The organism is Pedobacter antarcticus (assembly GCF_900103515.1).
GTDB classification, from domain to species: domain Bacteria; phylum Bacteroidota; class Bacteroidia; order Sphingobacteriales; family Sphingobacteriaceae; genus Pedobacter; species Pedobacter antarcticus.
This window is the reverse complement of the sequence record NZ_FNGZ01000003.1, coordinates 14,332-32,737: the sequence shown is the minus strand read 5'-3', so window position 1 is coordinate 32,737 and position 18,406 is coordinate 14,332. Positions and strand designations below refer to the sequence as shown.

Annotated in this window: 17 protein-coding genes; 5 read left to right on the top strand and 12 right to left on the bottom strand. The window is 40.4% G+C overall.

What is annotated here, in order from left to right; translation table 11 throughout:
* Positions 1–17: 17 nt before the first annotated feature.
* Positions 18–1,013 (bottom strand): pyruvate dehydrogenase (acetyl-transferring) E1 component subunit alpha, encoded by a 996-nt coding sequence (gene pdhA, locus BLR53_RS07260; protein WP_037442246.1) that lies wholly within the window; start codon positions 1,011–1,013, stop codon positions 18–20.
* Positions 1,014–1,247: 234 nt separating this feature from the next.
* On the opposite strand from pdhA, the gene BLR53_RS07255 reads away from it, so the two are divergent.
* The 3 genes from BLR53_RS07255 (at position 1,248) to BLR53_RS07245 (ending at position 4,010) form a co-directional block, all read left to right on the top strand.
* Positions 1,248–1,802 (top strand): C40 family peptidase, encoded by a 555-nt coding sequence (locus BLR53_RS07255; RefSeq protein ID WP_074588639.1) that lies wholly within the window; start codon positions 1,248–1,250, stop codon positions 1,800–1,802.
* An 81-nt stretch (positions 1,803–1,883) separates the two neighbouring features.
* Positions 1,884–3,014, top strand: coding sequence for a CapA family protein (locus tag BLR53_RS07250; protein WP_074589257.1), 1,131 nt, complete (start codon positions 1,884–1,886; stop codon positions 3,012–3,014).
* 72 nt (positions 3,015–3,086) lie between these two features.
* On the top strand, positions 3,087–4,010 hold the full coding sequence (locus tag BLR53_RS07245; protein WP_037442244.1) for an SPFH domain-containing protein: 924 nt from the start codon (positions 3,087–3,089) through the stop codon (positions 4,008–4,010).
* Between the two features lie 75 nt (positions 4,011–4,085).
* Here BLR53_RS07245 and BLR53_RS07240 read toward each other — a convergent pair whose 3' ends face one another.
* The 6 genes from BLR53_RS07240 to fumC form a co-directional block, all read right to left on the bottom strand.
* Positions 4,086–6,242: a carboxy terminal-processing peptidase gene (locus BLR53_RS07240; protein ID WP_244889463.1), complete on the bottom strand. Its 2,157-nt coding sequence runs from the start codon at positions 6,240–6,242 to the stop codon at positions 4,086–4,088.
* 208 nt (positions 6,243–6,450) lie between these two features.
* Positions 6,451–7,122 (bottom strand): hypothetical protein, encoded by a 672-nt coding sequence (locus tag BLR53_RS07235; RefSeq protein ID WP_074588636.1) that lies wholly within the window; start codon positions 7,120–7,122, stop codon positions 6,451–6,453.
* A 152-nt stretch (positions 7,123–7,274) separates the two neighbouring features.
* A complete protein-coding gene (locus BLR53_RS07230) occupies positions 7,275–7,730 on the bottom strand; it encodes a PA2169 family four-helix-bundle protein (RefSeq protein WP_037442240.1) in 456 nt (151 codons plus the stop codon).
* A 157-nt stretch (positions 7,731–7,887) separates the two neighbouring features.
* Positions 7,888–8,679, bottom strand: coding sequence for a S1/P1 nuclease (locus tag BLR53_RS07225; RefSeq protein ID WP_074588633.1), 792 nt, complete (start codon positions 8,677–8,679; stop codon positions 7,888–7,890).
* 93 nt (positions 8,680–8,772) lie between these two features.
* Positions 8,773–9,246 (bottom strand): fumarate hydratase, encoded by a 474-nt coding sequence (locus BLR53_RS07220; protein WP_244889462.1) that lies wholly within the window; start codon positions 9,244–9,246, stop codon positions 8,773–8,775.
* A 25-nt stretch (positions 9,247–9,271) separates the two neighbouring features.
* A complete protein-coding gene (fumC, locus tag BLR53_RS07215) occupies positions 9,272–10,669 on the bottom strand; it encodes a class II fumarate hydratase (protein WP_037442234.1) in 1,398 nt (465 codons plus the stop codon).
* A 201-nt stretch (positions 10,670–10,870) separates the two neighbouring features.
* On the opposite strand from fumC, the gene BLR53_RS07210 reads away from it, so the two are divergent.
* The gene (locus BLR53_RS07210) at positions 10,871–12,079 is read left to right on the top strand and encodes a serine hydrolase domain-containing protein (RefSeq protein ID WP_037442232.1); all 1,209 of its coding nucleotides are present in this window, start codon (positions 10,871–10,873) and stop codon (positions 12,077–12,079) included.
* Here the strand turns inward: BLR53_RS07210 and recG are convergent.
* The 5 genes from recG to BLR53_RS07190 form a co-directional block, all read right to left on the bottom strand.
* Positions 12,076–14,181, bottom strand: a complete 2,106-nt coding sequence (recG, locus tag BLR53_RS07205) for an ATP-dependent DNA helicase RecG (protein ID WP_074589253.1) — start codon at positions 14,179–14,181, stop codon at positions 12,076–12,078. The two genes, BLR53_RS07210 and recG, sit on opposite strands and share 4 nt — an antisense overlap.
* Before the next feature lie 4 nt (positions 14,182–14,185).
* Entirely contained in the window at positions 14,186–15,091 is a 906-nt protein-coding gene (locus tag BLR53_RS07200) for an EamA family transporter (RefSeq protein ID WP_074589250.1), read from the bottom strand.
* A gap of 1 nt (position 15,092) precedes the next feature.
* Entirely contained in the window at positions 15,093–15,473 is a 381-nt protein-coding gene (locus tag BLR53_RS07195) for a RidA family protein (RefSeq protein WP_037442229.1), read from the bottom strand.
* A 1-nt stretch (position 15,474) separates the two neighbouring features.
* Positions 15,475–15,606 (bottom strand): DUF6728 family protein, encoded by a 132-nt coding sequence (locus BLR53_RS20270; protein ID WP_316741416.1) that lies wholly within the window; start codon positions 15,604–15,606, stop codon positions 15,475–15,477.
* A 129-nt stretch (positions 15,607–15,735) separates the two neighbouring features.
* Positions 15,736–17,079 (bottom strand): OmpA family protein, encoded by a 1,344-nt coding sequence (locus BLR53_RS07190; RefSeq protein ID WP_037442398.1) that lies wholly within the window; start codon positions 17,077–17,079, stop codon positions 15,736–15,738.
* 561 nt (positions 17,080–17,640) lie between these two features.
* On the opposite strand from BLR53_RS07190, the gene BLR53_RS07185 reads away from it, so the two are divergent.
* Positions 17,641–18,297 (top strand): glycosyltransferase family 32 protein, encoded by a 657-nt coding sequence (locus tag BLR53_RS07185; protein WP_074588627.1) that lies wholly within the window; start codon positions 17,641–17,643, stop codon positions 18,295–18,297.
* Positions 18,298–18,406: the final 109 nt, after the last annotated feature.

The window sequence follows — 18,406 nt, the reverse complement described above, 5'->3', positions numbered from 1 at the left end:
TGAAATATGTTCAAAAATTAATCCAGGACGTATGGATAGTCCTGCTGCACATAAACATCAGTATATAATTCTGATGCTTCCGGCCAAGGTGATTCTTCAGCAAATTTCACCGATTCATCAACGATCTGTTTTACTTTAGCTTCGATCTCTTCAATCCATGCCTCATCAGCATATTTTTCTTTTAAGATTACCTCTCTTACAGATTCAATCGGATCTTTAGCTTTATATTCTTCCAGTTCGTCTTTTGTACGGTATTTTGCAGGGTCAGACATTGAATGTCCGCGGTAACGGTAAGTTCTCATTTCTAAGAAAGTCGGACCTTCACCGTTTCTTGCACGCTGAGCAGCTTCATCCATCGCATTGTGTACTGCAACTGGATCCATACCATCAACTGGTGCGCATGGCATATCAAAACCTAAACCCAGTTTATAGATATCCAGCATATTAGTAGTACGTTCTACGGAAGTTCCCATAGCGTAACCATTATTCTCACAAACAAAGATTACAGGAAGTTTCCATAACATAGCCATATTAAAGGCTTCATTCAGTGCGCCCTGACGAACTGCACCGTCGCCCATATAGCAAACGTTTACATTTTTTGTTCCTTTATATTTTTCAGCGAAAGCGATACCAGCACCCAGAGGGATCTGGCCACCCACGATACCGTGACCGCCATAGAAGTTGTGTTCTTTACTGAACATGTGCATCGAACCGCCTTTACCTTTGGAACAGCCAGTTGCTTTTCCGTACATTTCGGCCATGATGCTATTTGCACTAACACCCTTAGCCAAAGCATGAGCGTGATCACGGTAAGCTGTGATCATGGAGTCTTCAGGCTGCAGCGCAGATATAGCTCCTGCTACGACAGCCTCCTGTCCAATGTACAGGTGACAAAAACCACGGATCTTTTGCTGTCCGTAAAGTTGACCAGTTTTCTCTTCGAATTTACGCATCAGCAACATCGACTCAAACCACTTCAGATAGGTATCTTTATTAATTTCTACTGCACTCATTTTTGGCTATTGATTTTTATTTATGAGAGCAAATCTACTTTATTATTGTAATATATCGAAGAAATACTGTAAAATGCATGATATCAAATCAATGTAAAAGTGTTAAATTGCCGTGAATGCATAGATAACATTTGGATAACATAACTAAATTACATAGTTTTGACAACCTGACAATAAGCCCCCGTGGTGTACGTTTAAGTGCAAGTACCGTTTACCCAAACTTAACAGTGTAACATGATAAAAAAATTTTTGTTTTCTAGCCTGGTCACCTTATGCAGTTTAACAGCATTAAATGCACAGATCAAAACTAAAGAAACCAATAAATTAGCAGATCCTGACAACTTAGCCTCACAATATTTTTCGCAGGTTATGGGTGTTGCAGTCGACGCAACATCTAACGTAAAACTCTACAAGTTTATCTACGAATGGATCGGAACTCCTTATCGTTTTGGCGGTAACACACAAAAGGGGATTGACTGTTCAGCTTTCACAAAAGCCATTTACGATAAAGTTTTCAATACAACTTTACTCAGAAACTCAAGAGATATATTCAGTATGGTAGACCCCCTGCCAAAAGATGAACTGAAAGAAGGAGATTTAGTATTCTTCAAAATCAAAAGTAAAAGCATTACACATATTGGTATTTATTTAGGCGATAATCGCTTTGCCCACGCCTCTTCATCCAGAGGAGTCGTAATCAGCAATTTGAACGAACCCTATTATTCAAGGTTCTTTTATAAAGGCGGAAGAATCCTGGAATCAGGCAAAAAAGATCTGATTGAAGAATAAAAACTAAAAAAATATTTAAAAGTCCTTCTGATTAAAATTAGAAGGACTTTTTTTTTATCCCAGATATCAATGATGGCAAAAATGATTCATCCAGTAAAACTTTACGCAAAGCTTCTAATCGCACTAACTGTATGCCTTGCTATACCTATCCTGCTCAGCTGCTCACGTGCTGCAGGGACAATTAATGAAACCGTTAACGCGGTGTCTGTTCAGGACACTGTAGCTACACCTGGAAAAGACACACTTAAAGTAATAGCAGTGGGAGATATTATGCTTGGATCAGCTTACCCTTCTCCTTCAGGTCTACCCCCACGTCAGGGCAGGGACAGCTTTAAAAACGTTGCTTCTTATCTTAACGGAGATATAGTATTCGGAAATCTTGAAGGAAGCTTTCTTGACTCTGGCAAATCCACCAAATGTAAAGACACATTAGGCAATAGCTGCTTTGCCTTCAGAATGCCTGAAGCATATGCCAGCATTTATAAAGAAGCGGGTTTTAACTTATTAAGCCTTGCTAATAATCATGTCGGAGATTTCGGCAATAAGGGTCGTAAGAGAAGCATGGCTTTACTGGATTCATTGGAAATTAATTATGCCGGCCTAACATCCCATCCTTACAGTATCTTTGAAAAAGACAGTGTAAAATATGGATTCTGTGCCTTTGCTCCCAACGAGAATACAGTTTCGATTAATCAGACAGACAGCGCTAAAGCACTGGTCTCATTTCTAAAAAAACAGGTCAATATTGTAATAGTGTCATTTCATGGTGGTGCTGAGGGCGCAAAGTTCGAACACGTACCCCGAACAGATGAAATCTTTTATAAGGAAAATCGCGGAAACGTTTACGCATTCGCCCACGCCGTAATTGATGCCGGAGCCGATCTTGTATTGGGGCACGGTCCGCATGTCACAAGGGCTGTAGAAGTCTATAAAAATAAATTTATAGCCTATAGTCTGGGTAATTTCTGCACCTATGGACAGTTTAGCCTTAAAGGCCCTAATGGCTTCGCACCACTAATGGATATCAGAATCAAAGCCAATGGTGATTTTCTTTACGCAGACGTAGTTTCCGTTAAACAAGACAAGCTGAATGGCTTGACTGTTGATCCGCTACATACCGCATTCTGGAAAATCGCCACTTTAACTGGTCAGGACTTTCCAGGGCATGGGCTTAGCTTCAAAGGTCAGCGAATCGCTCCTTCATCCCAGTGATGGGAATAATAAACGGTGGCTATCCGGGGATATTTTCTTATATTATAACATTTACACTAATTCAATATCATTATGGCTTACGTACTCTACTTCCTGGTTTTTTTTGTAGTTATCATCCTCTTCAGCTCCTTTGTCACCGTTAAACAAGGCACTATCGGAGTTGTCACCGTATTCGGCAAATATCGCCGGCAGCTCAGACCGGGACTGAGCTTTAAAATACCCTTAATCGAAGTCATACATTCCAGGATATCTATTCAGAACCGCTCTGTAGAGTTATCATTTCAGGCTGTAACTCAGGATCAGGCCAATGTATATTTTAAAGCGATGCTACTTTACTCCGTTCTGGATCAGGGAGAAGAAACTATCAAAAACGTCGCTTTTAAGTTCGTAGATGCAAGCAATCTGATGCAGGCACTAATTCGTACTATTGAAGGTTCTATTCGTGCGTATGTTGCCACACAAAAACAGGCAAATGTATTGGCACAAAGAAATGAAATTGTGGAGCATGTGAAGGAGCAGATTGATAAGGTTTTGGAATCCTGGGGGTATCATCTGCAGGATCTGCAGTTGAATGATATAACCTTCGACGATGAAATTATGCGTTCAATGAGTCGGGTCGTTGCTTCTCATAACCTGAAGGCCGCCGCAGAAAATGAAGGTCAGGCACTCTTAATCACAAAAACGAAAGGTGCAGAAGCAGATGGTAATGCAATTAAGATTGCTGCTGCTGCGGAAAGAGAAGCTGCACAACTCCGTGGTCAAGGTATTGCTTTATTCCGTGCAGAAGTCGCCCATGGTATGACCAAGGCCGCACAGGAGATGGAACAAGCTAATCTGGACATCTCAGTGATCCTATTTACAATGTGGACCGAATCCATTAAACAGTTCGCAGAGAACAGTGAGGGGAACGTGATATTCCTGGATGGGTCTACGGAAGGAATGAACAAAACAATGAAAGAAATGATGGCTATGCAGATGCAGAGGAAAGATCCTTAATATTTCTTGCCAACAAAAAACGCCCCCAATAGCTAGCTGCTTCTGGGGGCGTTTTTATTAAAAGGCTGTGTTGTATTAAGGATTAACTTTAGGGCTGGGCTTAGGTTCCAGTCCCATCAGATCTGCAAGTACATGCAGACTTTCGTCTTGTATGAAATCAAAATTCTCATCCTTTTTAATCTTATCTCCTTTTTTCACCGCAGGCAAGCCGCGTGAAGCACGAAGCTTATTTATTCTATCCAGGTTCTTAGCTTCCAGACTATCTCTTTCCGCTTTAAGTTTGGTTTCATTTAAAGGTACTGACGTTTCCTGCTCACGCTTCTTCATGCTTTCAATATCATCCATCAACGCTTTATAATCAAGAGATTTCTCCATCCTTGCATCATGCCTTTTGATCAGTTCGGGCTTAAGACCGCTTAGATCTGCAACAGGAATAAAATTAGATTGACGAATCTCGTCCCATGCCAGAGCCGATGGCTCGGTATCTTCCCCGATTTTATCTAATGGATAGAATGAAGGCAGAACGATATCAGGCATTACGCCTTTATGCTGTGTACTGCTACCATTAACACGGTAAAATTTGGCCATAGTTAAGTTAATCTGTCCAAGCTGAGGCGGAACAGCAGCTGCATTAGCACCATTAACTTTAACTGCAGCTCCTGAACTTTTCTGAATCAGCATAGCCAGTCGCTGCACTAATGACGGATTCAGTAAATTATTCAGATTAATGGATGATTGAACCGTTCCCTTACCATAAGTCTGTGTACCGATAATGATGCCACGTCCATAATCCTGAATTGCTCCAGCGAAAATCTCCGATGCAGATGCACTTAAACGATCTACCATTACACCCATCGGTCCTGACCAGGCAACGCCAGCATTTTCGTCGCTGTTTACCTGAATCTGACCTTTAAGGTCTTTTACCTGTACAACAGGTCCCTTATCGATAAATAAACCCGTAAGATCGATAGATTCAACAAGAGAACCGCCTCCATTTGCACGCAGATCCATCATGATTGCATCAACCTTGTCAATCCTTTTCAGTGTATCCAGTAATAATTTAACATCACGTGTTGTACTCTTATAGTTCGGATCACCAGCATTGGCAGCTTTAAAATCTGCGTAGAATGCGGGCACACTAATTACCCCTATTTTGTAAGTATGACCATCTGACTGAATCGTTTTTACTTCTTTTTTGGCAGATTGATCTTCCATAATGATCTTCTCTCTCGTTAGCTCTATAACAACTGGCTTCGAAGACATATCCTGACCTACCGGAATGATTTTCAAACGTACTTTCGTGCCTTTAGGCCCTTTTATCTTCGCTACAGAACTTTCTATTCTCCAGCCTATAATATCTTCAAAATCACCTGTTGCCTGTGCTACAGCTACAATTCTGTCACCTGTATTCAGCAGTTTACTTTTAAAAGCAGGACCTCCCGGAATAATTTCAGCGATCTTCAAAATATCATTTTCCAATTGTAATCTCGCACCTATCCCCTCAAAGGAACGGGCCATATCTTCATTAAAACGCTCAGCATTTGCCGGATTAAAATAATTAGTATGTGGATCTATTGTCTCGGTAAATGCATCCATAACCATTTGAAATACATCCTGGTTATTCAATTTTGCAGATTGTGACTTCAGATTCTGATATCTTTTAGTGAGGGTCTCTACATTTTTCGCTTCTGTAGTTCCAGCAATTTTCAGGTTAATTAATTCGTATTTTACTCTTTTCTTCCAGATTTCGTTTAGAGCAGATACAGAAGTAACCCAGGGCATTTTTTCGCGGTCAAAAACATAAGTATCATTTTTGTTGAAATCATACTTATCCTTAATCTGTGCCATAGCATAGTCCAACGTTTCATTATACCTTTTGGAATAGACATTGAATATATAAAACGGAGCGCTTAGATCTCCCGCCCGGAATGAGTCATCCAGTGTAAAACGGAACTGCTCGAAGTCTTTGATATCAGAAGCCAGGAAGTAGCTTCTATACGGATCCAGTGATTTGACATATTTATCCAGTATCAGGGAAGATATTGAATCGTTTAACGGTATCTTCTTATAGTTGTAGTTTTCTATAAGCGTCACAATTTCCTTCAAAACCAGGCCTTGCTGCTCATCAGGTTTAATATTAGGAATGCCTTCAACAAGCTGCTGCGGCTTTGGAGCTGCCTGACACGCCAGGATTGCTGCTGTGAAGGTGACTAATAATACTCTTTTCAACATCTCTTTTAATAATTTAAAATCCATTTCTACAGTAACAACCAATATGGTACCAATTTCATAATTAAACAGAAAAGAGACAGTATCTCACTGTCTCTTTTCTGTAATCTTTATCAAAAATAATTAAATACATGAATAACCAGCAGTTGCATAATTCTTTTTACAAAAAACATGCTGCATTTGAAATTCGATGCCATGGGTATCAAAATAATTACCTGATCCCTGCTTTTTTCTCTGCTATCACTGCCCTTACCTGGCGCAATTGAACCTGGTACTGCGGGGCATTTGTATTTTTCGTTAGCAATTCAACCCGTTGTATATCTTTCAGAGCCATATCGTACTCCCGCTTCTTAATCTTAACTCTTATAATGCCGAGCATAGAATCTATATAGTTCAGGTTGCTATTTGTTTGCCTGGCGAGAATACCTTGTTGGGTATAGAACCACATTGACTGCGTCAGTTTGTTTGAAGCCAGGTAAATTCTTCCTAACTGATTATAGGAAGCCATCTGCCCTGACCTGTTGCCAGATTTCGAATACGTTTTTAAAGCGACGTTCAGAATCACCTGCTCTGCTTCGGTATAGTGCTGCATCAGATAATGAACGTGGCTTAGTCTAAGCAGCGACGCACCGTATCTGGAAAAATTCCGGACATTATTATATTCAAAAGCTGCCTTACCGAAAAAAGTGATTGCGTCATTCAGATCACCACTTTTTTCATTCTTTTCACCCTCTTCAAAGTACAAATCTCCGTCGTCCCTTGACACAGCAACATTGATAGCGCCCGAACTGATATATGGCTCCTGCAGTACATAATTACTGGACTGTGCAGAGGCCGGAACTATATTTATTAAAAAAACTAGTCCCAAACAGAGTTTATACATAACGCAAATATAATTTTTTTTATATAAACACCTGTAAACTAACCCAGAATCAGAAAAAAATACTTATTCCAATTAAAATGAAGAGCCCGGTCTTTCCAGACCAGGCTCTCTCATTTGTAACACACCTATCAGTGGCTGACCAAATGATTGGTTTAGCCCTGCTGATCCCTTAATGCTTTAATTTCGTCATGGGATTTTCTGAGCTCTGCCTTTTGTGTGCTAATCAGATCTCTGTTAGCGGCAGATAAGCCTTCTTCCTCCAAAGCAGATTTATAGGCACGTTGGGCTGCGTCTTCCCCAGCCTCACAATTGCTCAGAACAGTTTTCCTATCGTGTCCGGTAAACACAGCTTTCACATCCATCCATGCCCGGTAAATTTTTCCTGATGTTGTCGTTCCAGTTTCCAACTCTGTACCCGTACCCTGTACGGCAGACGCAAGTGCCTGTTTGTACTGATGACTTTCGGAAATCATCCTGACGAATAAACTTTTCAGGTCGCTATCTTCTGGCTGTAACTCTTCAATTGCTTTCTCATAACCGGCAACGCGATCATTATTTATTTGAATCAGATCGTTTAATGTTTCCGGGTTAACTGTTGTATTTTCCATATTTCATTGGTTTTGATGTACCTCCAGAACAGGTATCCTTATAAAAGGTTTTCACAATTATACAAACAGGTAAATACACTGGTCAGACAGCAAACCAAATAGAAGGGCTGCTGCAGATTAATGTTTGCAGCAGCCCTTTTTTGAATTCAACTTTAGATTACCCGTATATCCGGTTGATAATTTCAGCCAGACGGATCCCACCCTTTAGCAATTGTTGGTTAACCACATCTACGAACTTGAAATTGTAGTTATAGCTTAACTTGGCTTCTGCTGGGGTAGATTTATAAATATCATTACAAATCAGGTAACTTTGAAAAACAGCATCTTTAAGGCTGTCATGGCTCCAGGCCTGAAATTGTGCTTTTGTTGGATGATTGATTGCATTGGCATACTCTGTATAGCTCAACTGCTGGTAATCTACCAAAGCCTCGTCCCATACCCTGTGCAGATTTGAACGTTGTCCGAACCAGCTTACCTGAATTTTATTGCCTCCTAAATCGTCTTTCCTTGCCGTATGCATAGGCTGATGAAGATCTCCAACCAAGTGAATCAGCACACGCATTGCCTGTTGCTGTGCTTCCGGACTAGCATTTTTATTTTTTAAAATCGCAGTCATTTCAGGGATTTTACTGTAAACATTTGCCTCTTTAAAAGAATCCAGAAAACTGAAAACACCCTGCTGATCTAAACCTTCCGGAAGATTCACGTAATGCCAGCTGCCCATATAATTGTAGCTGGTATCGGACTTGATGAAGTCAGGCCAGTTACTTGCCATTGCCAGACTTTCTGTACCTAAAACTTTTTTGACGGCTTTCCGTGCTTTTGCATTCAGGTAAAAATCGGCAATCTGCCCGACAATACGGTGTCCGGTTATACCCCAGGCTGATACATTGAAAGGAAGATAAGCCAGAATGGCTATTAGAAAAAACAACTTTTTAAACTGTTTCATAGAGCAATTTATGCTATTAAATAAATAAAAAGAGCCTCCTTAAGAATGGCTCAAAACAAAAATCAGCCTGCGTATTCCACAGGCTGAATAAAATTATAGTTCTTTTGGAACACAGACGATCTCCTGTTTAAGCACTAAATGCACATCACGCTGATCGCTAAGGTTCTGCAGATATAACTGTCTTTTCTCAGCAGGCTTGATCAGGAAACTTTTCCTGTAAATCCCTACAGTATAACAGCCAGATACTTTCTGCTTATAATTGGCTTTGGTGTAAGTGCCCTCCAGAAAAAGGCTGTCTTTACGAACCTCATATACACCTTTTGCATACTCTTTCCAAACCCCGTTATTATAACAAGGATCTTCATAATAATTTACTTTGGAATGCGTGGTCATATCTACATAAAATGAATCACATGTAAACTTAATCTGATGACTAGTGTAGGTCATTAGTTTTTCTGAATTGGGAATACTATCCTGATTCCAGACACCCTGTAAAAATACTTCCCCGTTTCCCTGTACATTTGGCCTGCGTTCACAAGCCAAAAATACGGGTAGCGTAAATAACAAAAAAAGATAATAATACCCCTTCATATTATTTCAGACTACCTACCATATCTTCAGGTTTCACCCACTGGTCAAACTGCTCACTGGTTACCAGGCCGAGTTCAATTGCAGCTTCACGTAATGTTTTATTTTCTTTATGTGCTTTTTTAGCAATTTTAGCAGCGTTCTCATATCCAATATGCGGATTAAGAGCTGTAACCAGCATCAGTGAATTCTCCAGATGTTTCTTAATCTCCGGCAGATTTGCCTGAATACCAACTGCACAGTTATCATTAAATGAAACACATGCATCGCCTAATAATCTTCCTGATTGAAGAACATTTGCTGCGATAACCGGTTTAAATACATTTAATTCAAAATGCCCGTTACTTCCGCCAATACCAACTGTCACGTCATTACCCATTACCTGTGCACAAACCATTGTTAGCGCTTCAGGCTGAGTCGGATTAACCTTACCCGGCATAATAGAAGAACCTGGTTCATTGTCTGGAATAACAATTTCACCAATTCCTGAACGTGGGCCTGAACTCAACATACGTATATCATTGGCTATTTTCATTAAAGCTACAGCTGTACGTTTATAAGCTGCAGAAAGCTCCACCATCGCATCATGTGCAGCCAGTGCTTCAAATTTATTAGGTGCAGTAACAAAAGGCAATCCAGTCAATTCTGCAATTTTCGCAGCTACCAGTACATCATAACCTTTAGGCGTATTCAGACCAGTACCAACCGCTGTACCACCCAGCGCAAGTTCAGTGATCATAACCAGGGCGTTTTTTATAGCACGGATACTATTTGTTAGCTGCTGTGCATAGCCCGAAAACTCCTGGCCCAGTGTTAGAGGCGTAGCATCCATAAAATGGGTTCTGCCTGTTTTAACCACATTGGCAAATTCTACGGTCTTGGCTTGTAAAGTCTGCTGTAATTTTTCCAGACCCGGAATCGTAATTTCAACAGCCTGTTTGTAAGCCGCAATATGCATTGCTGTCGGATAAGTATCATTAGAAGACTGAGACTTATTCACATCATCATTAGGGTGAAGGATTTTTGATGCATCTGCCAGGTCGCCACCATTCAATACGTGTGCGCGGTAAGCGATCACTTCATTTGCATTCATATTACTTTGCGTGCCTGAACCAGTTTGCCAGATTACCAGTGGAAACTGATCATCAAGCTTACCTGCAATAACTTCATCACAAGCCTTAGCGATCCAGTCGGCTTTATCAGCAGGCAGAACACCCAGCTCATTATTCGCCAGTGCTGCAGCCTTTTTCAAATAACCAAAAGCATGGATAATCTCCTTCGGCATAGAAGCTTCCGGTCCGATTTTAAAGTTATTACGTGAACGTTCAGTTTGTGCCCCCCAATATTTATCGGCAGGTACCTGCACTTCGCCCATGGTGTCGTGTTCGGTTCTAAAAGTCATTTGTTCTGTATTTAATTTGATGTAATTATATTCTGTTTCTACTCAAAAATAGTTTTGCTGCGTTAAAAAAACGACGCATTACAAAAATAGCGTTTTATATGTATACAAGAATGTAAAGTCTTTTATAATGTTTAAAACTCTTTTGCGTTTTAAGCGGTAATAGTGTTATTTTTCGAGCTTCAAAAAAGACCAAACCAATTCATGACTTATCGTATAATTACCTTTGCAGCTTTACTAGCTGTATCTACATTTAGTGCCTGCTCCAACTCCGAAAAAAAAATAGCGGATCCGAAAATCCGGACAGTTAGCGATGATAAAAAAGATAGTCTTTTATTGGTTTATAATCCTGAAAAAGGGGATAAATGGATTGCTGACTTTGCTCAGAATCTCCATAAAAAATACGGATTTAACGGAAATATGCTTGTTGCCAAAGATGGCAAAATACTCTATGAAAAGTCTTTAGGATGGGCAGACTACCTACACAGGGACAGTCTCAAAATCAATTCAGAATTTGAACTCGCATCTATCACCAAAACGTTCACGGGTGTAGCGATTATGCAATTGATAGAAGCAGGTAAAATCCACCTGACTGATGATGTCAAAAAATTCTTCCCAAATTTCCCCTATGAAGGAGTGACCGTCAGGTTATTACTTACGCACCGTAGTGGGATGATGAATTATGTCTATTTCAGTGACGGTGTATGGAAAGATAAGAAGAAACCTATGAGCAATATGGACGTCATGAACCTGATTGCAGAATACAAGCCTAACCGTTACGCCAAGCCTGATACCAGATTTCACTATAACAATTCAAATTACATGGTATTGGCTTCCATCATAGAAAAGGTAACCGGCAAACCCTATTCAGATTATATGATGGATCATGTCTTTAAACCGGCAGGCATGAAAAATACGCATGTATATTCGACAACAGTGTATCCGAAAATACCTGTTGACGTTGTCGGCCACGACCGCACATGGAAGTATTCGGTAGTACAGAACTTCCTGGATGGCCCTGTTGGAGACAAGGGAATATACAGTACAGTTCACGATCTCGTTTTATATGACAATGCGCTCAGAACCGGAAGATTGCTTACACAAGCGAGCCTGGATTCGGCTTATACCGGACATAATAAACCTGTTAACGGCCACTTTAATTACGGCTATGGGTGGAGAATGTTCGACGGAAATAAAGGTAGGAAAGTGGTTTACCACACCGGGTGGTGGCATGGATTCAGACATATATATGTCCGAGATCTGGACAAAAATATTGTAATTGTATTTCTGGGTAACCTAACTAATGGAAGTTTACTTCATTTAGATGAACTTTATAAACATCTCGGCGTACCTGTTATCCGGAAAGGGGCATACAGCGGGTCCGGATCGCTTCCCGGAAGCGACGAAGATTAAGAAATTTTATCCAGTGCAATCCCTCTGTTTTTTTTATCTGTAAAACGCTTCAAAAGCGCATTTTCGGGTAAAGTAAGCAGAGGGTCTTGCTGGAAAATATCAATAACCGTGTTTCTGGCTTCCTGAAGAATTTGCTGATCTTTAACCAAATCTGCCAGCTTCAGGTCAAGCACACCACTCTGCTGCGTACCAGAAAGATCACCTGGTCCACGCAGTTCCAGGTCGATCTCAGAGATCTCAAAACCGTTATTTGTTCTCACCATTGTCTCCAGCCTTTTACGGCCTTCTTTGCTTAATTTATTCCCGGACATCAGAATACAAAAACTTTGTTCCGCCCCCCTGCCTACACGACCCCGGAGCTGGTGCAGCTGGGAGAGTCCGAAGCGCTCAGCATTCTCAATAATCATAACCGAAGCATTTGGAACATTTACACCAACTTCTATGACGGTAGTAGCCACCATAATTTGAGTCTTACCAGTAATAAAACGATCCATTTCGAACTGCTTATCTGCATTTGGCATCTTACCGTGGACGATACTGATCTGATAGTCCGGCAGGGGAAACTGATACCGCATCTGTTCAATACCTGCTTCCAAGTGGAGCAGATCCAGCTTTTCACTTTCTTTAATTAACGGGTAAACCACATAGACCTGCCTCCCTTTAGCAATTTCAGTCTTCATGAAGCCAAACATGCGTAAACGCTGCCCCTCGTAGAGATGACGGGTGTCAATTGGTTTTCGCCCGGCGGGTAACTCATCTATCACCGAAACATCCAGATCACCATAGATCGTCATAGCGAGTGTACGTGGAATCGGTGTTGCCGTCATGACCAGAATATGAGGCGGCACTGCATTTTTGCGCCACAATTTCGCCCGTTGTTCAACCCCGAACCGGTGTTGCTCATCAATAACGACCAGCCCCAGATTTTTAAAAACCACCTTATCTTCGATGAGAGCATGTGTCCCAATTAATATATCTATCTCACCCGCCTCCAGCTGCGCATGCAAAAGCGTACGCTGCTTTTTGGTTGTTGTTCCCGTTAGAATAGCCACCCGGATTAGCTGATCGCCTACCAATTCAAAAATAGAATGATAGTGCTGCCTCGCCAGAATTTCTGTAGGCGCCATCATACAGGCCTGGAATCCATTATCATTTGCCAGGAGCATGCTCATTAGCGCGACGACGGTTTTACCGCTGCCCACATCTCCCTGCACAAGCCGGTTCATTTGAATGCCACGCTGCGTATCAGTACGGACCTCTTTTATGACCCTTTTTTGCGCGTTTGTTAATTCAAAAGGGAGAATGTCCTGGTAAAAGGTATGGACATAATTTCCAACCAGGCTAAAACGGTGTCCCTTGAACTTAAGCTCCCGAAATTGTTTATTAGCCAAAAGCTGCAATTGAATAAAGAATAGCTCTTCGAATTTTAGCCTGCGCTGGGCGTGCTGCAGCATCTTACTATCTGCAGGAAAATGAATATGAAGCAACGCCTCTTTACGACTGATCAATTTGTATTTCTCCAGAATATATGCAGGTAGCGTTTCCCTAACCTCAGACAAACAGCTCGTAATAACCAATGCCTGCAGTTTTTGAATACCCTTACTGTCAATTGAAAACTTCTTTAGTTTTTCAGTCGAATTATAAACTGGCTGCAATGTTAAATTTCCCGTAACTGTTGCCGGTCTTGGATAAGGCTCCAGCTCAGGATGAGATATGCTGAAGCTACCATTAAATACCGTTGGCTTACCGAAAGCGATATACACTTTACCGCGCATGATGTTTTCTTCTACCCACTTAAGACTTTGAAACCACACCAATTCTATCGTTCCGGTTTCGTCAGTAAGTCGTGCAACAATTCGTTTTTTATGCTTTTCTCCGATTGTTTCTTTTCCTGTAATCCGGCCGAGAATTTGTACATAAGGAAGCTCCGGATCCAGTTCTGAAACCTTATAGAACCTGGTACGGTCAATATAACGGAAAGGATAAAAACCAAGCAGATCCGCATAGGTATAAATACCCAGTTCTTTCTGCAGCACTTCGGCTCTCTTGGGTCCTACCCCTTTCAGAAACTCAATTGTTGTATCTAGATCAGCATTCAGCAAAAGATCAATTGGATTTAGCGACAAAGATTTCTCTAAGCTGCTTCGAGTTGAATAAAATTACAGAAAATAAAAGCGTGGCATAAGCATAAACCTGATTCAGGCTAATGATCTGACCGAAATACAGGATTGCTACAGCAAATGCTATGATCGGATTGATATAAATCATAATCCCTAAAGTTGAAGACGGGATACCGATCAGTGCGTATAAACTTAGGAATAAAGGGATAATAGTGAATATTATGGCGATAGCAAGGATATTCAACCAAAACCAGGAACTGTCTGGGAAGCCATGATGCCTGAAAAAATAAAAAGGCAACAGGATTAATACTGCCAAAGCGAATTGCGCCGCAAGCACATTTAATTTATCCAGCCCCTGCATTTTACGCTGAATGAGCAAATAACCTGCATAAAAAGAAGCAATCACAGTGGACCACAATACTTCTGTCAGAGAACCCGTGGCCAGGAAAACAATACTAACAAGCGCCAGCCCCAAAGAGAGAAGCTTCAATCCGGATAACGGTTCTTTCAGGATAAGAAAGCCGCCAAATGCCGTCAGTAATGGACACACCATATAGGCAAATGCTGCTGAGGTCAGACTGACATTATTAACAGCATATATAAACGTATACCAGTTCATCATCAGAAACACAGTAGCCATTAATAACTGCCAGGCATAGGTCTTTCTTTTCGCAGGTGTTATATCTCTGATAACCTGGAGATCGGCTTTTAGTTGTTTCCTTCTAAAAAGCAAAATCGCCACCCAGATGCAGATCAGAGAAGTAAAGATCCGGTAATATAAAATCTCTTCCGCGGGAAATGATTTGATGTTCCTGAGCGGAATTGCAAAAAAGCCCCAGAGTGCAAAAGAGCCCAATGCCGCGAGCAGATACTTCAAATTAGACTTTTCCAACTTATCCTTTATAAGCAATAACAGATATTTCTACATTGACTGCTTTAGGCAAACCTTTTACAGCAACTGTTTCACGGGCCGGGAAATCCGATTTGAAATAACCGGCATAAACCTCATTGACTTCATTAAACAAAGCCATATCAGATAAAAATATAGTTGTTTTTACAATATGTTTGAATTCAAACCCAGCTTCCATAAGTACAGCGTTCAGGTTTCTCATTACCTGTTCAGTTTCTGCTTTGATAGAGTCTTTGCTCAATTCGCCTGTTGCAGGATTAATAGGAATTTGTCCGGAAACATAGAGAAAACCGTTAGCCAGGACAGCCTGACTATATGGACCAATCGGAGCAGGGGCATTAGAAGTGTTAATAATTTTCTTCATCTTAAATCAGGTGTAAAAGTTTTAAAATAATCCCGGTCAGAAAAACGGTGATAGCGACAACATTAATGACATGCATAATTTTTATGTCAGTACTCGTCGGTCGGTCAGGATCTTTTTTTCTGAAAAAATACATAAAACAAATGTATAAAATAAACGAACATTCATGCAGACTTTCTGTAGCAGAGGCTGCCTTTTCAGCATAGAGTGTAAAAAAAAAGAGGGCCCTGAATCAGGGCCCTCTTTTTATGTTGTTTAAGAAAGATTAGTTTCTTGAAGTTTCAACACGACGGTTTTGGATACGACCTTCTTCAGTATCGTTAGAAGCAATTGGATTAGCTTCACCAAATCCTTTAGTAGTTACTTGGTTTGAAGAAACACCAGAGTTTACTAAGTAAGTTTTAACAGAATTCGCTCTGTCTTTAGATAACTTCAGGTTATATGCAGCAGTACCTTCGCTAGAAGCATAACCTTTTACTAAGGCTTTACCACCGTTTTCACGTAAAACTGAAGATAATTTATCTAAAGTTGGATAAGCTTCAGTTTTTAAAACTGAAGAGTTGAATTCAAATTGGATAGTTTCGAAACCAGTTACATTAGCGTTTGCAACAGGAGCAGTAGCTACTGGAAGTGGACATCCTGAACCATCAACAGCAGTACCTGCAGGCGTACCTGGGCATTTGTCGAATTGATCAGAAACACCATCACCATCGCTATCTTTTTTCAAATCTTCAACAGATTTTTCAACATTAGAAACACGAGTTTTTAATGCTTCAACTTCTTGACGTAAAGATGGATCTTTCAATTCATCATACATTAAAGCTAAAGGATTAACCCAGTTAAGATCTGGTTTAGATTTAGATCCTAATGAGAATTCTAATCCAGCGTAACCGTATGAGAATTTATCATTGTTTCCTTTTGCATAAGTTCCATCAAAGTTATCTCCGTCAACAAAGTGCATTGTATAACCTAAGTTAAATGCAACACGGTCAGAAACTTTAAATTTAACACCAGCACCGATTGGGATATATGCTTCTTTTACATATTTTTTATCACCTGATCCGTTAGACTCACCAGCTTTATCTTTCCAGTCAACAACTTGACCAGAACCAGTAGTGAATTTTGGAGAATAAGCTACTAAACCGTAACCAGCAGTAACGAAGAAGTTTACTGAATTCTCACGACGTAAGAAATCAACAGTTGCAACGTTAACAACACCTCTTAAATCAACTGCGTAACCGATTTGAGTTTCGAAGTCTTTACGGTCAAATTGGTTACCACCAGCAAAGTCTTTGTTAGTACCAGAAACTTTACCACGGAATACATTACCTTCTAATCCGAAAGCATGACCTAATTGTTTTTTCAATGAAACACCGTAACCTAAGTTAACATCAGCGTTAGTGAAATCGTTTTTACCACCGATAGCTAAGAATGGAGACATAACACCACCATTAACACCGATTGTCCAGGTTCTGTACTGGCCTCTTCCGCCAAATACCTTGGCTGAAGACGAGGACTCAGGAGTTTCCTGTGCAGATGCAAGCGTAGATGCTCCCATAACCGCAACAACAGAAAACGCCAACCCCTTCTTTAAAGTAGAATAATTCATAATTTTTTCTTTTTTAAGGTTAAACAAATTTTAAATTGTATAATTTTTTTGTGTAGCAAAATTAAACAAATTTTTAATTCTCACAACAGTTACACAAACTCCGTTCCAAATTTAACATATTTATTCAGTTCAGGAAAATTGCTTACGATCCGTAAATTAACACGAATACGAAAATCCAAATCAGGATAATGTGCTTTAAACAAATTTTCAGCAGAAAAAAGCAAAACAAGCTATAAATCAAGTAATTAACACGCACCCCCTATAATCTTGCTTTTGGTGGTCCCTGATCAGCCACTTTTTTTATTTGTAAAATGGGACAATGGCATTTTGTCTGCAGTTGATCCCTTGCCTGCCTATTGTTTGCTTTTGTGGATACTGCAGCCTAAAAAGCCAAGAAAGTCCTATTTTTAAGACAAACGTAACTGGTATATATATAAGGTCTACCTTCCTGATTCGCCTGCCGGAGCAGGCTGACATAATCCTTATAAGGTATCCTGAAAGAAATGTTTTAACTTGCACCATCTATTAGAATACCAGAAAAACATCAATCCAAGCAACTCAATGGCTATACCGAAGATCATACACCAGACTTTTAAATCAAAGGAACTTCCGATGATCACCCGCTGGCATATTGCCCGGTTCAGAAAGAAAAACCCGGAGTATACATATGAGTTCTATGACGACGAAAGGATTTCTGCCTTCTTACAGCAGGAATACGGGCCAGAAATGAACGCTGCCTATCAGCGCCTTAATATTGGTGCTGCAAAAGCAGACTTCTTTAGATATGCGGTATTATATAAAAAGGGCGGTATTTATCTCGATATCGATAGTGGGATCAACTCGCGCCTGGATAATTTCATTCACGATGACGATGTCGCGATAATCACAAAGGAAGGTGATCCTGTCTTTTACGCACAATGGGCCTTAATTTTCAGTGCGGGCCATCCTTTTCTTGAAAAAGCAATTGAACTGGTCCTGGACAATATCAATCACAACCGTTATCCGCATGACGTACATCAGATGACCGGACCAACGGTTTATACGAGGGCGATCAAAGAGAGCTTGACACAACATCCCGAAACTAATTTCCGTTTACTTGGTACAGACTACGACGGACATTTAAAAGTCAAATACAAATTAGGCAAGTTCTTCCTCTACGAAAAGAAGGCAGATCACTGGAAACAGAAGCAATTAACGACACCGGTTTTAAAACCTTGAGAAAAAATTACCTGATAATATATTGGCGAGAAAAGGACCCTGATAGGAAGACAAGGTTAAGGAAAGGTTAAACCCTCTTTAGCAAGATTGATTTTATTTTATAAATACT